General features: G+C 67.2%; 18 protein-coding genes. 5 read left to right on the plus strand and 13 right to left on the minus strand.

All coding sequences use genetic code 11. From position 1 onward, the window contains the following. Positions 1-36: 36 nt before the first annotated feature. On the plus strand, positions 37-1,581 hold the full coding sequence (nuoM, locus tag BMY30_RS11480; RefSeq protein WP_089713777.1) for an NADH-quinone oxidoreductase subunit M: 1,545 nt from the start codon (positions 37-39) through the stop codon (positions 1,579-1,581). After that, positions 1,578-3,041, plus strand: a complete 1,464-nt coding sequence (gene nuoN / locus BMY30_RS11485; RefSeq protein WP_089713779.1) for an NADH-quinone oxidoreductase subunit NuoN — start codon at positions 1,578-1,580, stop codon at positions 3,039-3,041. Before nuoM ends, nuoN begins: the two co-directional genes overlap by 4 nt. A 71-nt stretch (positions 3,042-3,112) precedes the next feature. Here the strand turns inward: nuoN and BMY30_RS11490 are convergent, their stop codons facing one another. The 6 genes from BMY30_RS11490 to BMY30_RS11515 all read right to left on the minus strand — a co-directional run bounded on the left by BMY30_RS11490 (position 3,113) and on the right by BMY30_RS11515 (position 8,715). Continuing rightward, positions 3,113-4,222 (minus strand): TRAP transporter substrate-binding protein, encoded by a 1,110-nt coding sequence (locus BMY30_RS11490; protein WP_089713780.1) that lies wholly within the window; start codon positions 4,220-4,222, stop codon positions 3,113-3,115. 166 nt (positions 4,223-4,388) lie between these two features. Then, the gene (locus BMY30_RS11495) at positions 4,389-5,792 is read right to left on the minus strand and encodes a TRAP transporter large permease (RefSeq protein ID WP_089713783.1); all 1,404 of its coding nucleotides are present in this window, start codon (positions 5,790-5,792) and stop codon (positions 4,389-4,391) included. Further along, positions 5,792-6,355, minus strand: a complete 564-nt coding sequence (locus BMY30_RS11500; protein ID WP_089713784.1) for a TRAP transporter small permease subunit — start codon at positions 6,353-6,355, stop codon at positions 5,792-5,794. Before BMY30_RS11500 ends, BMY30_RS11495 begins: the two co-directional genes overlap by 1 nt. A 116-nt stretch (positions 6,356-6,471) precedes the next feature. Further along, positions 6,472-7,311, minus strand: coding sequence for an endonuclease/exonuclease/phosphatase family protein (locus BMY30_RS11505; RefSeq protein WP_089713786.1), 840 nt, complete (start codon positions 7,309-7,311; stop codon positions 6,472-6,474). 1 nt (position 7,312) lies between these two features. After that, positions 7,313-7,945 carry a thiol:disulfide interchange protein DsbA/DsbL gene (locus tag BMY30_RS11510; RefSeq protein WP_089713788.1) on the minus strand — a complete coding sequence of 211 codons (633 nt, stop codon included), beginning with the start codon at positions 7,943-7,945 and terminating at the stop codon, positions 7,313-7,315. 149 nt (positions 7,946-8,094) lie between these two features. Further along, entirely contained in the window at positions 8,095-8,715 is a 621-nt protein-coding gene (locus tag BMY30_RS11515) for a c-type cytochrome (RefSeq protein ID WP_089713790.1), read from the minus strand. A gap of 244 nt (positions 8,716-8,959) precedes the next feature. Here BMY30_RS11515 and yihA point away from each other — a divergent pair, with 244 nt between their 5' ends. Then, positions 8,960-9,589 (plus strand): ribosome biogenesis GTP-binding protein YihA/YsxC, encoded by a 630-nt coding sequence (gene yihA / locus BMY30_RS11520; protein WP_089713792.1) that lies wholly within the window; start codon positions 8,960-8,962, stop codon positions 9,587-9,589. 63 nt (positions 9,590-9,652) lie between these two features. Here yihA and BMY30_RS11525 read toward each other — a convergent pair whose 3' ends face one another. The 7 genes from BMY30_RS11525 to argH are packed head-to-tail and all read right to left on the minus strand — an operon-like array spanning position 9,653 to position 15,787. Further along, on the minus strand, positions 9,653-10,396 hold the full coding sequence (locus tag BMY30_RS11525) for an HAD family hydrolase (RefSeq protein ID WP_089713795.1): 744 nt from the start codon (positions 10,394-10,396) through the stop codon (positions 9,653-9,655). After that, the gene (locus BMY30_RS11530) at positions 10,396-11,310 is read right to left on the minus strand and encodes a tyrosine recombinase XerC (RefSeq protein WP_244516190.1); all 915 of its coding nucleotides are present in this window, start codon (positions 11,308-11,310) and stop codon (positions 10,396-10,398) included. The genes BMY30_RS11525 and BMY30_RS11530 overlap by 1 nt, the downstream gene beginning before the upstream one ends. Then, complete coding sequence (locus tag BMY30_RS11535) at positions 11,307-12,023, minus strand: DUF484 family protein (RefSeq protein WP_089713798.1); 717 nt, start codon at positions 12,021-12,023, stop codon at positions 11,307-11,309. The genes BMY30_RS11530 and BMY30_RS11535 overlap by 4 nt, the downstream gene beginning before the upstream one ends. 29 nt (positions 12,024-12,052) lie before the next feature. Continuing rightward, positions 12,053-12,886 (minus strand): diaminopimelate epimerase, encoded by an 834-nt coding sequence (dapF, locus tag BMY30_RS11540; protein WP_089713800.1) that lies wholly within the window; start codon positions 12,884-12,886, stop codon positions 12,053-12,055. Then, on the minus strand, positions 12,886-14,166 hold the full coding sequence (lysA, locus tag BMY30_RS11545) for a diaminopimelate decarboxylase (protein WP_089713801.1): 1,281 nt from the start codon (positions 14,164-14,166) through the stop codon (positions 12,886-12,888). Before lysA ends, dapF begins: the two co-directional genes overlap by 1 nt. Positions 14,167-14,168: 2 nt before the next feature. Next, on the minus strand, positions 14,169-14,369 hold the full coding sequence (lptM, locus tag BMY30_RS11550; protein ID WP_089713804.1) for an LPS translocon maturation chaperone LptM: 201 nt from the start codon (positions 14,367-14,369) through the stop codon (positions 14,169-14,171). Beyond that, positions 14,369-15,787, minus strand: a complete 1,419-nt coding sequence (gene argH, locus BMY30_RS11555) for an argininosuccinate lyase (protein ID WP_089713806.1) — start codon at positions 15,785-15,787, stop codon at positions 14,369-14,371. Before argH ends, lptM begins: the two co-directional genes overlap by 1 nt. 261 nt (positions 15,788-16,048) lie before the next feature. On the opposite strand from argH, the gene hemC reads away from it, so the two are divergent. After that, positions 16,049-16,990, plus strand: coding sequence for a hydroxymethylbilane synthase (gene hemC, locus BMY30_RS11560; protein ID WP_089713808.1), 942 nt, complete (start codon positions 16,049-16,051; stop codon positions 16,988-16,990). Then, positions 16,990-17,784 (plus strand): uroporphyrinogen-III synthase, encoded by a 795-nt coding sequence (locus tag BMY30_RS11565; protein ID WP_089713810.1) that lies wholly within the window; start codon positions 16,990-16,992, stop codon positions 17,782-17,784. Before hemC ends, BMY30_RS11565 begins: the two co-directional genes overlap by 1 nt. Positions 17,785-17,788: the final 4 nt, after the last annotated feature.

Below are 17,788 nucleotides of genomic sequence, written 5' to 3' on the forward strand. Positions count from 1 at the left end.
AGCGTCGATGTTCCAACGACAGGGAAGGCACCGCCTATGACGCTGCTCTGGCTGATCCTGATCCCCTTCATCGGGGGCCTCTTGTGCTGGCAGGCAGAACGCTTCGGTGATCTGGCCCCACGCTGGATCGCGCTGGCGACGATGCTTCTCGAACTTGCGATCACGCTGGGGCTTTGGCTCCACGGGGACTATCACCTGGGCAATGCCGGCATGGCCAGTGAGTCGCTGCGCTGGTCGATGGAATGGCGCGTGGAATGGATTCCGCGTTTCGGCATTGATGTCCACCTGGCGCTCGATGGCCTGTCCCTGGTCCTGATCGCGCTGACCGGCTTTCTGGGCGTACTGGCAGTGCTCTGCTCGTGGCACGAGATCGTGCACCGCGTCGGCTTCTTCCATCTCAACCTGCTGTGGATCCTCGGCGGCGTAGTCGGGGTGTTCCTGGCCATCGACCTCTTCCTGTTCTTCTTCTTTTGGGAAGCGATGCTCGTGCCGATGTATTTCCTGATCGCGCTCTGGGGGCACAGCGGCTCGCAAGGACGCACCCGCATCCGGGCGGCGACCAAGTTCTTCATCTACACCCAGGCCAGCGGGCTGCTGATGCTGGTGTCGATCCTCGGCCTGGTGTTCGCCCACCATGCCCAGACCGGCGAGTACACCTTCGCCTACGCCACACTGATGCAGACGGAGCTCTCCGAGGGCACGGCGATGTGGCTGATGCTGGGCTTCTTCGTCGCCTTCGCCGTTAAGCTGCCGGTGGTGCCGATGCATGGCTGGCTGCCCGATGCCCACGCCCAGGCGCCCACCGCGGGCAGCGTCGACCTGGCGGGCATCCTGCTCAAGACCGCGGCCTACGGCATGCTGCGCTTCGCCCTGCCACTGTTTCCCGAGGCCTCGCAGGCGTTTGCCCCGGTCGCCATGACCCTGGGCCTGATCGGCATCTTCTATGGGGCGCTGCTGGCCTGCGGCCAGCAGGACATCAAGCGGCTGATCGCCTATACCAGCATCGCCCACATGGGATTCGTGCTGATCGGTATCTACGCCGGCACTCAGTTGGCCCTGCAGGGGGTTGTGCTGATGATGGTGGCCCACGCCTTCTCGGCGTCGGGGCTGTTCCTTCTCAGCGGGCAGCTCTATGAGCGGCTGCACACCCGTGACATGCGCGAGATGGGAGGCCTCTGGGCGCGCCTGGGCAGCCTGCCGGGATTCTCGATGTGTTTCGTCGCCGCCTCGCTGGGCATGCCGGGAACCGCCAACTTCCTCGGCGAGTTCCTGATCCTGTTCGGCAGCTTCCCGGTGGCACCCTGGGTGGTGGTGATCGCCAGTGTCGGCCTGGTGCTGGCGGCGATCTATTCCCTGTTGCTGATGCAGCGGGTGTACTTCGGCCCGCCGCAGGGTGACGGAATCTTCGCCGACCTCGACCACCGTGAATACCTGATGATGCTGACGCTGCTGGGGTTGGTGCTGCTGTTCGGGCTCTATCCCCAGCCCCTGCTGGATACCACCGGCGCGGCCATGGGCGAGGTGCAGCGCCTGTTCGGCGCCGCTTCACAGTCGACCACTCTGCAGACGGGGACACCATGACGTTGACCGCGACGCACTTGCTGGCGCTTGCCCCGCCGATCCTGGTCTGCGCCACGGCCATCCTGGTGATGCTGGCGATCGCCTGGCGGCGCCACCACACCGGCATTGCCATCGTCACCGTGGTGGGTCTCAATCTGGCACTGCTCTCGCTGATCGGCGTGTGGCGCATGGCACCGCTGGCGGCACCGATGCTGGCGATCGACGGCCTGGCGATCTTCGCCGCGGTGCTGATCCTGGTCGCGGCGCTGGCCTGCGCGACCCTGGCGCATGCCTATCTGGCGCACCACGACGGTCCCCGCGAGGAGTTCTACCTGCTGCTGCTGTGTGCCACGGCCGGCGGCATGGTGCTGTCGGCGAGTACGCACATGGCGACGCTGTTCTTCGGCCTGGAGCTGTTGTCGATACCGCTCTACGGCATGCTGGCGTATGTCTATGGCGAGCGCCGTTCCCTCGAAGCGGGCGTGAAGTATCTGGTCCTTTCGGCGGCGGCGACCGCTTTCCTGCTGTTCGGCATGGCACTCCTGTACGCCGAGACCGGCCGCCTGGACTTCGCCGGGCTGGCCGCGCGTCTCGGCGGCGATCTCGGCGCCTGGGGGCTGGCCGGGGCGGCACTGATGCTGATGGGGCTGAGCTTCAAGCTATCGGTGGTGCCGTTTCACATGTGGACGCCGGACGTCTACCAAGGGGGGCCGGGGCCGGCGGCCACCTTCCTGGCCACGGCCAGCAAGGTGGCCGTATTCGTCGTGCTGTTGCGACTGGTGATGGCGGCACCCGCCTTCCAGGATGGCAGGCTGCACGACGTGCTGGCGGTGCTGGCAATTCTCTCCATGCTGGTCGGCAACCTGCTGGCGGTGACCCAGTCGAACCTCAAGCGCCTGCTCGGTTATTCGTCGATCGCCCACTTCGGCTACCTGCTCACGGCGCTGGTGATCGGCGACGGCCTGTCGATCGAGGCCTCCGGGGTCTACCTGGTGACCTACCTGCTCGCCACCCTGGGCGCCTTCGGTGTGGTCACGCTGGTTTCCAGCACCCCTGTCGCCAGCTCCGATGGTGGGGGGGATGCGGCCAGGCTGCACCACTATCGCGGACTGTTCTGGCGGCGCCCCTACCTGACTGCGGTGCTGACGATCGCCCTGCTGTCGATGGCGGGGATCCCTTTGACGGCCGGCTTCATCGGCAAGTTCTACATCATTGCCCTGGGCGTCGAGGCCGAGCGCTGGTGGCTGGTCGGTGCGGTGATCCTGGGCAGTGCCATCGGGCTCTACTACTACCTGCGGGTGATGGTCACGCTGTTTCTCGCCGAGGCCGGCATGCAACGGCATGACGCGCCCGAGAACTGGGCGAACCAGGCTGGCGGCGTGGTGGTGCTGGGGGCGGCTGCGCTGGTGATCGTGCTGGGGATCTATCCGGACCCGATGATCACCTGGGTGCGCCATATCGGGATACTGACCGGCGGCTGAGAAGCCGGGAACGTCAGCGAGATGCGGGTGGGAAACGCCACCGGGCACCAGGCCCGGTGGCGGTCAGGCAGTTACTCGGCGCTGGTGTCGCCCTCGGGGTTGCGGGCGTTGTAGTAGGCCTGCTCGGAGATGGCATGGTAGTCCACGACCTTTTCCTGGAAGGCCTGGTAGGAGTCGTAGATCTTTTGTGCCATGTCGCTCGACTCGGCGAGCTCGGCGACCACGTCGGCGGAGTGCTCCTTGGCCTGGGCCAGGACATCATCCGGCAGGCGGCGAAGCTCCACGCCATGTTCGTTGACCAGCGTCTCCAGGGCATCGTTGTTACGCGCGGTGTACTCGTCAAGCACATCGGCGTTGATGTCTCGCACCGCGACACGCAGGATTGCCTGCAGATCGGCGGGCAGTGAGGCATAGGCCTCCTCGTTGATGATCGCCTCGAACATCACGGTCGGCTCGTGCCAGCCGGGGTAGTAGTAGTAGTCGGCAGCCTGGTGCAGGCCGAAGGCCAGGTCGTTGTAGGGGCCGATCCACTCGGTGGCGTCGATGGCGCCGGACTGCAGCGACGTGAAGATCTCGCCGCCGGGCATGTTGACGATGGCGACACCCATGCGGTCCATCACCTCGCCACCCAGGCCCGGCATGCGCATCTTCAGGCCGTCCAGGTCGTCGACGGAGTTGATCTCCTTGTTGTACCAGCCGCCCATCTGCACGCCGGAGGCGCCGGCTACCAGCACATCGACGCCGAATTCATCGTAGAGCTCGTTCCACAGCTCGAGGCCACCACCATAGTGCAGCCAGGCGTTCATCTCCTGGGCATTCATGCCGAAGGGTACGGCAGCAAAGAACTGGGCGGCCGGCGCCTTGCCCTTCCAGTAGTAGGAGGCGGAATGGCCGAGCTCCGCGGTGCCCTCCGAGACGGCGTCGAACACCTCGAAGCCCGGCACCAGCTGGCCGGCCCCGAAGACCTCGATGGTCAAGCGGCCGTCGGACATCTCTTCGACGAGGTTTGCCAGGCGCTCGGGCCCCTGCCCGACGCCCGGGAAGTTCTTCGGCCAGGAGGTGACCATCTTCCATTCGAAGGTTTCCTGGGCTTGTGCCGTGTTATCGACACTGGAGACCAACATCAGGCCGGAGACGGCACCGCTCATGGCGACGGCGACGGCAAGTGATCTGAGTTTCATGTGCTTTCCCTCAGGGTATTGTGGGTGTTGTCGTGGAAAGCCCTCTTGGGGGCTGGCGAGTGTCCGGTAGCCCTTGTGGGGCACCGGATGTGACCGAATACGGCATTCTAAGGTGCCACCGGCCTGCAAAGGCCGGCAGCGGCAGCCCTAATGTCATATCGGCCGGTCAGAACTGATCCGGCAGCCAGGTGGCCAGTTCCGGGAACCAGGCCAGGGCCAGCAGCATGCAAAGCTGCAATATGATAAAGGGTATCACCCCCTTGTAGATGGCCGAGGTGGGCACCGACTCAGGGGCCACGCCGCGTAGATAGAAGAGCGCGAAGCCGAAGGGCGGTGTCAGGAAGGAGGTTTGCAGGTTGATGGCAATCATGATGCCCAGCCAGACGGGGTCTACCCCCATCGCCAGCAGGATCGGCCCGACGATCGGCACCACCACGAAGGTGATCTCGATGAAGTCGAGGATGAAGCCGAGCAGGAAGATCACCAGCATCACGATGATCGTCGCCCCCACCACGCCGCCGGGCATGTTCTCGAACAGGCCGGTAACCAGTTCCTCGCCGCCATAGGCGCGGAATACAAGCGAGAAGAGTGCGGCGCCGATCAGGATCATGAACACCATGGTGGTGACGTGGGTCGTCGAGCGCAGCACTTCCTTGAGGGTCTGGAGGTCCAGGCGCCGATAGACCAGGGCCAGGATCAGTGCACCGAAGGCACCGACGCTCGCTGCCTCGGTGGGGGTAGCGAAGCCGCCGAGTATCGAGCCCAGCACGGCAATGATCAGCACGATGGGCGGTACCAGCCCCTTGATAAGCAGCCAGCCCAGGCCGCCTTCGTGGCCGAGTTCGGCCATCAGTTCCTTGCGGTCGGCCGGCGGTGCGGATTGCGGCCTTAGCCAGGCGACCACCGAGACATAGACGATATAGAGCACCACCAGAACCAGCCCCGGGACCAGGGCGCCCATGAACAGGTCGCCCACCGAGACTGTCTTGGGGCTGAAGATACCCATGGAGAGCTGGGCCTGCTGATAGGCGGAGGAGAGCACGTCACCGAGCAGCACCAGGGCGATGGAGGGCGGGATGATCTGACCCAGGGTGCCGGTAGCGCAGATGGTGCCGGTGGCCAGCGGCATGCTGTAGCCGCGCTTGAGCATGGTCGGCAGCGACATCAGGCCCATGGTCACCACAGTAGCGCCGACGATGCCGGTGGAGGCCGCCAGCAGCATTCCCACCAGGGTCACCGAGATGCCCAGGCCCCCGCGCAGTGAGCCGAACAGCATGGCCATGGCGTCGAGCAGGGTCTCGGCAACCTTGGACTTCTCCAGCAGCACGCCCATCAGCACGAATAACGGTACCGCCAGCAGGGTCTGGTTGGTCATGATGCCGTAGAGGCGGTTGGGGAAGGCACCCAGGTAGCCGCTGTCGAAATGGGCATCGACCCCCAGGGCCTCGAGGCCCAGGCCCAGGCCGGCGAAGGCCAGGGCAGTGCCGGCCAGTGACAGGGCAACGGGATAGCCGGCCATCAGTACCATGCAGATGACCAGGAAGAGCACCAGGGGCATGAACTCCAGCATTACAGGCGCTCCTCGACATGATGGTCGTCGTCGTTTTCGGGGGGGGCCAAGCGCCCGGTGAGAACCAGAAGGTGGCGGCTTGCCTCCACCAGGGCCTGCAGGACCATCAGGCCGGCGAAGAGCGGGATCAATGTCTTGAGAAGGAAGACGCCGGGGATGCCGCCGGAGTCGGGCGAGCCCTCGAGGATGCGCCACGAGTTGCTGACATAGCCGGTACTCGACAGGATCACGAAGATCATTACCGGCAGCAGCAGGAAGAGGGTGCCGCAGAGGTCGACCAACGCCTTCCGCTTTGGCGTCATGACGCGGTAGAAGATATCCACACGCACATGGCCGTCATGCTTGAGGGTCCAGGCCGCGGCCAGCATGAACACCGTGGCGTGCATGTACATCACCGACTCCTGCATGGGAATGCTGTTGAAGCTTAAGGCGTAGCGCAGCACCACGATCAGGAACTGGATGAGCATCATTGCCAGGACAAGCCAGGAGAGGCTCCTGCCGAGCCATTCCGAGGCATGGTCGAGCCAGGCAATGAAGCCCGGCAGCTCGTGGGATTGGGCCATGGGTATGAGTCTCGCTGTTCGGTCTTCGCGTCTATAGTGGCTTCATGGTGGCACACCGCCGGTCCGGCAACAGCCACTCGAGCCAACGTTGACTATACGATGCCGCGCAGTGGCCGTCAGCGTTGACGCCGCCGCCCCGCCTCGCCCCGGGTGTTGGCCAGGCAGCTTTCCAGGCAGGCATCGGGCAGTCGCACGTCCACGGCGATGGGCAGGTGGTCAGAGAAGAGATGGTCGAGCACCCGCACCTCGTCCGCCTGGAGGGACTCCGACAGCAGGATGTGGTCCAGGGCCCGGCGCGGCTGCCAGGAGGGATAGCTGAGCGGAGGCCTCACCGGATGCAGCGGCAGCGACGCACAGAAGCGCTGGTGTCCGTGGAGCTGTTCGGGGGTGCAATTGAGGTCGCCCATCACCACCACGTGGCGCAGCGGCTGGATGATCTCGCTGAGGTAGTCGAGCTGTCGCACCCGGCCACGGTGGCTCAGCGCCAGGTGGGCGACGAACAGATGCAGGGCATCGGGACCCTCGCCGTAGCGGGCATGGATGGCGCCGCGGCCGGGCAGGGTGCCGGGCAGGCGATACTCCTCGATGCGGGTCGGGGGCAGTCGCGACAGCAAGCCGTTGCTGTGCTGGGCGATGCGGCCCAGGTTGCGGTTGAGCTGCTGGAAGTGGTGGGGAAAGCCGGCATGGCTGGCCAGATATGCCACCTGGTTGACCTGACTCGAGCGAAAGCTCCCTCCATCGGCCTCCTGGAGGCCGACGATGTCGAAGCGGCCGAGCACCTCGCCGATCATGTCCAGACGCCGCAGCCGGTTCGGGTGCGGCAGAAGGTGCTGCCAACTGCGTGTCAGGTAGTGGTGGTAGGCCGAGGTCTGGATGCCCACCTGCAGGTTGAAGGTGAGCAGCTTCAGGTGGCCGCCCTCGAGCAGCGGCGTCCTTGCCTCGGCCAGATGCGACATCTTAGTCTGCGCGCTCCTCGCGGACCCGCTCGACCAGGGCGCCGGCCACCTGCGGCATGTTGTCGAGGCTACCGGCCGAGCTCGGCGTGACCAGATAGCGACCGTCGACGATCAGCGCCGGCACGCCCATCAGCTGCATCTGGCGCATGCGGGCATGGGCCTGGTTCACTTCGCCCTTGACGCCGAAGGAGTTCAGCGCCTCTTGGGCCTCTTCCTCGCTGACGCCATAGTCGCTGAAGAATTCGGCAATGGCGTCGGGATCTGTCAGGTCTCGCCCCTCCTCGTGGATGGCGTGGAAGAAGTCGTCATGCAGGTCATCGAGAATCCCCAGTTGCTGGGCCGCGTAGAAGGCGAAAGCGTGGGTGTTCCAGTCGCCGCCCATGGTAGCCGGCATGCGCTGGAAGGCGACATCCTCGGGCTGCTCGGCGACCCAGGCGTTGAGTGGGCCCTCCAGGTTGTAGCAATGGGGGCAGCCATACCAGAAGGCCTCGGTCACCTCGATGCGCTCGTCCTCGACCTGGGTCTCCACCGGGTTGTCGAGCACCTGGTAGTGCTCGCCCTCGACGAGAGACTGGGCGGTGGCCAGGCCCGGTAGGGCGAGGCCGGCGAGAACGAACATCAACGGCTTGAGCATGGAATTCTCCTTGAGTGAATCATGATCTGGGTCCCGACGGGCGACACATCGCTGGCTTTGAGTCCCGCCCGAGAGTGGAGTTCCTGTAGACGCCGAGGGCGGCCAAAGGCCGCCCTCGGCGTGTCAACGCACAGTGCGACGGGACAGCCTCAGTGCAGGCCGAGCACGTAGTTGGCCACGGCTTCCATGTCCTCATCGCTCATCTTGGAGGCGATGTTGCCCATCATGTTCGCCGGGGAGTTGTTGCGCTCGCCGGAGGCGAAGTCCTGCAGGGTGCTCAAGGTGTACTCGGGGTGCTGGCCTGAGAGCGCCGGGTAAACGGCGGTACCGATGCCCTCACCGGTGGGTGTGTGGCAGGCGGCGCAGGCGGGGATGCCCTTGGCCATGTCGCCGGCACGGTACAACTCGCGGCCGCGCTCGACCAGCGCCTCGTCGTCTTTAGCCTGGCCCAGGGGCGATTCCTGCTGGGCGTAGAACTTGGCCACGTCCCAGGCATCCTGGTCGGAGTAGTTATCTACCTGGCCGGCCATCTGGGGGACCTGGCGGTTGCCATCACGGATGTCCATGATCTGCTTGGCCAGATAGGAGGCCTGCTGGCCGGCCAGGTTGGGGAAGGCGCCGGACGGGCTGATGCCCTGCTGGCCGTGGCAGGCGGCACAGCTCTGCGCCTTGTCCCTGCCCGCCGCCGCATCGGCATCCGCTTGAAGGTCTGCATGGGCCGCGCCGACGGCGCCCACGGTGATTGCCAGGCTTGCCAGTAGCTTTCTCATCGCTTTTCCACTTTCCCGTTACGTTGTTGGCCGGTACGTCCCCCCGGGTGCCGCCCGATCCTCGAGGCCGGGTGCCCTCTGGCCGGTCGTCGCCGACGCCCTGTGGTCGGTCGCTGACGGACGGAGCACGGTGGTATACTGGCGCGCCCCGGGTCGCAGACAAAGACACTGTATTATAACGGAACACCCGAGCCGCGGGAATGCAAGCCGTGGTGCCCTTGATCAACGTCAGGACTTTCCCGCGATGTCGCGACTCAACTCTCGCCTCAACTATCAGGCCTCCCGTTTCCTCACCAGCGCCCCGACCCTGGTCCAGTGCCCACCGGACGAGGGTGCCGAGGTAGCCTTCGCCGGCCGCTCCAATGCCGGCAAGTCCAGCGCCATCAATGCCCTGACGCGGCAGAAGGCGCTGGCCCGTACCTCCAAGACGCCGGGGCGCACCCAATTGATCAACTTCTTCACGCTGGGCGAGGACAGCGGCCACCGGCTGGTCGATCTGCCGGGCTACGGTTATGCCAAGGTGCCCGAGCAGGTCAAGCTGGAGTGGCAGCGTCATCTCTCTGACTACCTGCGTCGCCGTGGCTCCCTGCGTGGCCTGGTGCTGGTCATGGACGTGCGCCACCCGTTGACGGAGTTCGACCAGACCCTGCTCGGCTGGGCCGACGAGGCCGGCATGCCGGTACATATCCTGCTGACCAAGGCCGACAAGCTCAAGAGCGGCGCGGCAAAGAGTGCCCTGCAGCAGGTGCGCTCACGGCTGCGCGAATGGGAGGACCTGGTAAGCATCCAGCTCTTCTCCGCCCTCAAGAAGCAGGGCATCGAGGAGGTGCATGAACGCCTCGACCAGTGGCTGCTGGAGCCTAAGGAAGAATAAAAAGGTCGGTCGGGGGAGACGGTATCTCCTCTCCGGCTTGCCCACGGCGCTCCTTAACCAGTGTCAGGGCTGCCCTTCCAGTTTGGCAATCAATTCCGGCAGTTCCCGCACGTGCCCCAGGCGGTATGCCCCTGGGGGCAGCGCGCCGGCATGGGGGGTGTCGGGGGCGATCCAGGCCGCGTGCATGCCCAGCCGCAGGGCCGGCAGCACGTCCTCCTGCCAGGAATCCCCCACATGCAGCGCCCGGGAGGCCGGGGTGGCGAGCCGTGCCAGGGCGGCGAGGAATGGGCGGGCGTCCGGCTTGGGCGCCTGGATCTCGCCGGCGGCGATGGCCACCGCGAAGTGTCGGCGCAGGGGCAGACGGTCGAAGGCCAGGTTGCCGTTGGTGATGGAGCCCAGCCGGTAGCGGCCGCCCAGCTCGGCGAGCAGCGGCTCCACCTCGGGGTGGGGAGAGACCTCGAGGCGCAGCGCATGGAAGCGGGCCATGGTCGCGGCGGCCCACAGCCAGGCGGCACTGCGCGGCAGCCCGAAGGCTTCCAGCAGTTCGACGAGGGCGCGCTCGCGCAGCCAGCTGAAGTCACCACGACGCAGGGGGTATCGCTCGGCGAGCCGTTGGCGACCGTCCTGGTAGGCCGTCAGGGGGAAGCGGTCGGCGAAGCGGCCGAGCCGCGTTTCGCCGCGGCTCGCGAGCCAGCTAACCAAGGCCTCGTCGAGCCAGGCGTAGTGGCCGGTCTCCGTGCGCGTCATCACGCCTCGGTTGTCCCACAGGGTATCGTCGAGATCGAAGGTGATCGCCTGCAGGATCATCAAGGCTCCCCCAGATCGTCGGAGCGGCGTCGTGCTCGGGGGTGAGCTGCGTCGTAGCTCGTCGCCAGGTGCTGCCAATCGAGCCGGGTGTAGACCTGTGTCGTGGCGAGGTCCGCATGGCCCAGCAGCTCCTGCACCGCTCGCAGGTCCTGGCTCGATTCCAGCAGATGGCTGGCGAAGGAGTGGCGCAGCCGGTGCGGATGGAGATGCTCGGCCAGCCCGCGGGCCTTGGCCAGTTCGGCCAGCCGCTTCTGGATGGCGCGATGGCCCAGCCGAGCCCCGCGTATCCCGATGAACAGCGCCGAGGTGTCGCGGTCGGCCAGCTGGCCGCGCACCGTCCGCCAGGCGTCAAGTGCCTGGCGCGCCCGACGACCCACCGGCACCTGGCGAGGCTTGCCGCCCTTGCCCAGCACCCGTACCCGCTGCGGCTGGAGGTCGCCCAGGTCCAGCGCCGCCAGCTCGGCCAGGCGCAGGCCGCTCGAATAGAAGAGCTCCAGCATCGCCTGGTCGCGTCGGGCCAGGGGCGAGTCGTCATGGGGAGTGTCGAGGAAGCGGGCCAGCTGGTCCACGTCCAGGGGTCGCGGTAGATGCCGGGGCTGGCGCGGCGTCCGTACCAGGGGCACCGGATTGTGGCGAAGCCGGCCGGCCTCCACCAGGTGGCGGGCGAAGCCGGAGATGGCCGCCCGCCGTCGGGCCAGGCTTCGCGGTGCCTGCCCCCGCATGCGCTCGCTGCCCAGGAAACGGCGCAGCAGGGCGGCATCCAGCACGGACCAGTCGTCGATATCCTCGGCCTCGAGAAAGCCCACGAGGGCCGCCAGGTCACGCCGATAGGCGCTCACCGTGGCCGGGCTGGCGGTGCGCGCCAGCCCGGCCAGGAAGGCCTCTACCTCGCAGCCCAGCGCGTATCCGGTCACGGGGAGGCCGGGGTCAGGCGAACCAGCAGCCGTGCTACCACCTCGCCGACGTACTCGGTGAACAGGGTGTCCATGCTGGCGCGAAAGTGGTCCGGATCGGGACTCGCCAGCACCAGATAGCCCAGCGGCTCGCCCAGGGTCAGCCGCGACAGGGCGCAGGAGCCGGCCTTATCGGGTGCCGGCACGTGGGGCAGCAGTCGCTTCCAGTCGGTCGGCGTCAGTCGTGTGCAGCGGCTGGCGCGGCCGTCGAGCAGGGCGGCCAGCCGCTGGCTGGCATGATCGTCGAGGATCTGGCGTGGGGGCTGGGGCGGTTGGGGTTCGGCATCGGTCAGGCTGGCCGGGCACCACAGCGCCACCGCCGGGGTATGGAAGCGCTCGGCGAGCTGGGTGGCCAGCGCCTGGCCCAGGGCGTCGTTGTCCTCGGCCTCGAGCAGTGCCAGCACCAGTTCGCGGGTACGGCGATACTGGCCCTCGTTGTGGCGGGCCGACTCCAGCAGCTGTTCCAGGCGCCATTCGGCCTGTTCGGCGCGGGAGCGCAGGTCGTGGACCAGCCGTTCGAGCAGCGAGGTGGTACCGCGGGTCTCAGGATGCGGCACCTTGAGCTGCTGCAACAGGCCCTCGCGACCGACGAAGAAGTCAGGGTGACAGGCCAGCCACTGGGCCACCCGGTCGGGGTCGAGGGTCTTGCGCGGGTCGGGGGCGGCTCGGGTCATGGGAGCTTCTCCTCTGGTGGCGGGGCGGCTCAGTTCAGGACGATGCGGCCGTCGAAGACACACTCGGCGGGGCCGGTCATGATCAGGGAGGTGTCGTCGCCGGCCCAGTCGATACGCAGGTCGCCGCCGCGCAGGTGCACGGTGACCGGGCTTTCCAGCAGCCCCTGGCGGATACCGCTGGCCACCGCGGCGCAGGCGCCGGTGCCGCAGGCCAGGGTCTCGCCGCTGCCGCGTTCGTATACCCGCAGGCGGATCTCGTGGGGCGTCACTACCTGCATGAAACCCGCATTGACCCGCCGCGGAAAGCGTGGGTGAGCCTCGAGAGCCGGCCCCAGGCGCTCGACGGGTGCCGTGTCGACGTCATCGACGCGCAGTACCGCATGGGGATTGCCCATCGAGACTATGCCGATCTCGAGGCGCTGGCCGTCTACTTCCAGCGCGTGGAGCACTCGTTCCTCGGCGGCCTCGAAGGGCAGCGTCTCGGGCGCGAAGCGCGGTGCCCCCATGTCGACGCTGACTCGGCCGTCATCCTCGACCACCAGGGTCAGCGGGCCGCCGGCGGTCTCGACATGAATCTCGTGCTTGTGGGTCAGGCGCTGGTCGCGCACGAAGCGCGCGAAGCAGCGGGCACCGTTGCCGCAGTTCTCCACCTCGCTGCCGTCGGCGTTGTAGATCCGGTAGCGGAAGTCCATCTCCGGATCCCGTGGCGGCTCGACCACCAGCAGCTGGTCGAAGCCGATGCCGAAGCGGCGGTCGGCCAGCTGGCGGATCTGGTCGTCGGCCAGGCGTGCCCGCTGGGTGACCAGATCGACCACCATGAAATCGTTGCCCAGCCCCTGCATCTTGGTGAAGTGCAGCAGCATCAGCGTGCCTCCCCCTGGTCGTCAGGCAGCAGCGACTCACCCGCCCAGAGTTCGTCCAGCCGTTCGCGGCGGCGCACCAGGTGGGCCCGGTCGCCGTCGACCATCACCTCGGCGGGGCGCGGCCGGCTGTTGTAGTTCGAGGCCATGGCGAAGCCGTAGGCGCCGGCGGAGCGCACCGCCAGCAGGTCGCCGGCGGCGATGGCGAGCGCGCGGTCCTTGCCAAGGAAGTCGCCGGTCTCACAGACCGGGCCGACCACATCATGGGTGGCGGTGTCGCGCGGCTTGCGGGTATCCACGGCCAGGATCGCCTGCCATGCCTGGTAGAGGGCGGGGCGGATCAGGTCGTTCATGCCGGCATCGACGATAGCGAAGTTCTTTGTCTCGCCGGGCTTGAGGTACTCGACCCGGGTCAGCAGAACCCCGGCATTGGCGGCGATGGAGCGGCCCGGCTCGAAGAGCAGGGTCAGGCGCTCGCTGCCCTCCCAGTGGGAGAGGCGCTCGATCAGGGCCGTGGCATAGTCGAAGGGCGCCGGCGGGCGCTCGTCCCGATAGGGCACGCCGAGACCGCCGCCCAGGTCCAGGTGCGCCACCTCGATGCCGCGCTCGCGCAGTCGCTCGAGCAGCGCCAGCAGCCGCTCAAGGGCGTCGAGGAAGGGCGAGAGTTCGGTGAGCTGTGAGCCGATATGGCAGTCCAGTCCCGTGACCTTGACGTTGGGCAGGCGGGCGGCGAGCTCGTAGACGGCCAGCGCCTCGTCGACCGGGATGCCGAACTTGTTGTCCTTGAGCCCGGTGGAGATGTAGGGGTGGGTACCGGCGTCCACATCCGGGTTGACCCGCAGCGATACCGGGGCGACCTTGCCGAGCCGCCCGGCCACGGCGTCGAGGCGCTCCAGCTCCGGGCGCGACTCGACGTTGAAGCACTTGATGCCCACTTCCAGCGCCCGGGCCATCTCGGCCTCCTGCTTGGCGACGCCAGAGAAGACCACCCGGGCGGGTTCGCCGCCCGCGGCCAGCACCCGTTCCAGCTCGCCCACGGAGACGATGTCGAAGCCGGCGCCGAGCCTTGCCAGCAGCCCCAGTACCGCCAGGTTGGAATTGGCCTTCACCGCATAGCAGATCAGGTGCGGGTGGCTGCCCAGCGCCTCGGTGTAGGCACGGAAATGGCGTGCCAGGGTGGCCCGGGAGTAGACGTAGCAGGGGGTGCCGAACTCGTCGGCGATGCGGGTCAGCGGCACGTCCTCGGCGTAGAGGACGCCGTCGCGGTAGTCGAAATGATCCATGCCTAGCTCTCGTCGTCTCGGGCGGTGTCGTCGTCCTGCCGGGCCGCGTCCTCGTCCGACGCTTCCTGCTGGCCGGCAGGGTCGTAGCGCTCGGCGGCCGCCTCGTTGCCGGGCAGATAGAGCGGGCCCTTCTGGCCGCAGCCGGCCAGGAACAGTCCCGCGGCCAGTGCCATGGTCAGGGTCAGGGGGGCGAGGCGACGCATCAGGCCTGGCCCGTCAGGGTCGTCAGGGCGTCACGCGCCCGCTGGGCCGCCGCGCGCACCTGGTCCGGGGCGGTGCCGCCGATATGGTTGCGGGCGGCCACCGAGCCTTCCAGCGTCAGCACCTCGAAGACATCCGCCTCGATGGTGTCGGAAAACTGGCGAAGCTCCTCGAGGCTCATCTCAGAGAGATCCTTCTGCTCCCTGAGGCCGAAGGCCACCGACTGGCCGACGATCTCGTGGGCATCGCGGAAGGCCACGCCCTTGCGCACCAGGTAGTCGGCGAGGTCGGTGGCGGTGGAGAAGCCGCGGCGGGCGGCCTCGGCCATGCTGGCCTTCTTCGCCTCGATGGCCGGCACCATGTCGGCGAAGGCGCGCAGGCAGCCCTTGACGGTATCCAGACTGTCGAACAGCGGCTCCTTGTCTTCCTGGTTGTCCTTGTTGTAGGCCAGCGGCTGGGACTTCATCAGGGTCAGCAGGCCCATCAGGTGGCCGTAGACCCGGCCCGTCTTGCCGCGCACCAGTTCCGGCACGTCCGGATTCTTCTTCTGCGGCATGATCGAGGAGCCGGTGCAGAAGCGGTCGGGCAGGTCGATGAAGGCGAACTGGGCGCTGGTCCACAGCACCAGCTCCTCGCTCATGCGCGACAGGTGCATCAGCAGGATGCTGGCGAAGGCCGTGAACTCGATGGCGAAGTCGCGATCGCTTACCGCATCGAGGCTGTTCTCGGCGGGACGCTCGAAGCCCAGCAGCTCGGCGGTGACATGGCGGTCGATGGGGTAGGTGGTGCCGGCCAGCGCCGCGGCACCCAGCGGCAGCACGTTGACCCGGCGGCGGCAGTCGAGCAGGCGCTCGTGGTCGCGCGCCAGCATTTCCTGCCAGGCCAGCAGGTGGTGGCCGAAGGTGACCGGCTGGGCGGACTGAAGGTGGGTGAAGCCGGGCATGATGGTGTCGGCCTCGCGGTCGGCCAGCGTGATCAGCCCCTCGCGCAGGCGGGCTAGCTCGGCGTCGACCACGTCGATCTCGTCGCGCAGGAAGAGACGGATATCGGTGGCTACCTGGTCGTTGCGCGAACGCCCGGTATGCAGCTTCTTGCCGGTGATGCCGATCTTATGGGTGAGCCGCGCCTCGATGTTCATGTGCACGTCTTCGAGCGCGACCGACCAGGCGAACTCGCCACGCTCGATCTCGCCGCGGATCTCGCCGAGACCCTCGATGATGGCGTCGCGCTCCCCGTCGGTCAGTACGCCGACCCGGGCCAGCATGGTGGCATGGGCGATGGAGCCCCGGATGTCGTGGAGGGCGAGGCGCTGATCGAAGTCGACCGAAGCGGTGAAGCGTTCGACGAAGGCATCGGTGGGCTCGCTGAAGCGGCCCCCCCAGGACTGGTTGGTGCCGGGGTTCGGTGAACTAGGGCTCATCGGGCTGGGCATCCTGCTAGACGATTGCGGTGGGTGACGGCCGGGGGCCGGCTGCAGCGCCGCCGGGGCGGTGCTGCCTTGACATGGCGGAAAGTGTACCAGAGTCCGTGCGGCTGGCGAGGGGCGGCAGCGGAAGGTCGCCGTGGAGCAACGCGATTTTTCCTGCCCCGCGCGGTGCTTTATGATGAAGTATATCCATGTCATCACCGGGGGCCGGAATACCAGGCGCCAACGACAGCCAACCCGGTACGGGAGAATCACGTGCAAGCCATCAATACCCTGCGTATCGCCACCCGCAAGAGTCAACTGGCCATGTGGCAGGCCGAGCATGTCCGCGACCGACTGATGGCCGCCCACCCCGGTCTGAAGGTGGAACTGGTGGCCATGTCCACCCGTGGCGACAAGATCCTCGACACGCCGCTGGCCAAGGTCGGTGGCAAGGGGCTCTTCGTCAAGGAACTGGAGGAGGCGATGCTCGACGGCCGTGCCGACATCGCCGTGCACTCCATGAAGGATGTGCCCATGCACTTTCCCGAGAGCCTGGGCCTCTCGGTGATCCTCGAGGGTGCCGAGCCGACCGACGCCTTCATTTCCAACCACTATGCCTCCCTGGACGAGCTGCCCGAGGGCGCACGCATCGGCACCTCGAGCCTGCGTCGCGGCCTGCAGATGCGCGAGGCACGTCCCGATCTGGAGGTCCTGAGCCTGCGTGGTAACGTCCAGACCCGCCTGGGCAAGCTCGACGACGGCGAGTTCGACGCCATCCTGCTGGCCACCTCCGGTCTCCGGCGGCTGGGGCTCGACGACCGCATCACCATGGAACTGCCTCCCGAGGTCTGCCTGCCGGCCTGCGGCCAGGGCGCGCTGGGCATCGAGTGTCGCCTGCACGACCCCGAACTGCTCTCACTGCTTACCCCCCTCGACGATGCGACCACCGCGACCCGCGTGCGCGCCGAGCGTGCCATGAACACTCGGCTGGAGGGGGGCTGCCAGGTGCCCATCGGCGGTCATGCGGTGTTCGAGGATGACGGCCAGACCCTGTGGCTGCGTGCCTTGGTGGGCAACCCGGAAGGCACCTGGGTGCTGCGTGCCGAGGGGCGCGGTTCCATGCACGAGCCGGAGGCCCTGGGTATTCGCGTGGCCGAAGAGCTACTCGAACAGGGCGCCGGCGAGATCCTCGCCGAGGTCTACGGCGCCGGCTGATGGCGGAGCTGCCGGTACTGATCTCCCGGCCAGGCGAGCGAGCCGGCCCGTTGGCCGCGGCCATCGAGGCCCGGGGCCTCCCGGTCAAGCGCCTGGACGTCATGCACCTCGAGCCGTTGCCGGAAACCCCGGCGACGCGGACCGCCTGGCTGGATATCGATCATTTCCACAAGGTGGTGGTGGTGAGTCCCTTCGCGGCCGAGTGCCTGCTCGAGGCGCTGGATCGCTATTGGCCGCAGCTGCCGATGGGTATCGACTTCTATGCCGTGGGAGCCTCCACCGCCGCCCTGCTGCACCGAGGTTTGGGGGTGCGGGTCCATGTCCCGTCGCCGTCCGCCGGCGAGGACACCAGCGAGGCGCTGCTGCGGCTAGCCTCGCTGCATGCTCTCGACGGGCAGCGTGTGCTGCTCGTCGCCGGCGAGGGGGGGCGCCCCCTGATCGCCGAGACCCTGGCGTCCCGCGGCGCTCGGGTGACTCGCCTGGCGGTCTATCGCCGCTGCCTTCTCGACCCCGACCCCGCCATGCAGATGTGGTTGGCCAATGGCGATTATCGTGCACTGGTGGTCAGCAGCGGAGAAATCCTCGAACATCTGGCAAGATGGTGTACAGACGCCGCCTTGAACCAACCGCTAATCGTTTCCAGTAGCCGGTTGGCTACACTGGCCGGCAGGCTGGGGTTTAATTTTCCCGTCGTGGCGTCGGGTGCCACGCCTGCTGCTCTGGCGGTCGCGGTCGCCAGGAGCAGCGCCCCGGAGGAGGCCGATGTCGATCATGATGATCTCGAAAAGGGCTAGCGAA

This window comes from Halomonas daqiaonensis (assembly GCF_900109725.1).
Lineage (GTDB): Bacteria > Pseudomonadota > Gammaproteobacteria > Pseudomonadales > Halomonadaceae > Halomonas > Halomonas daqiaonensis.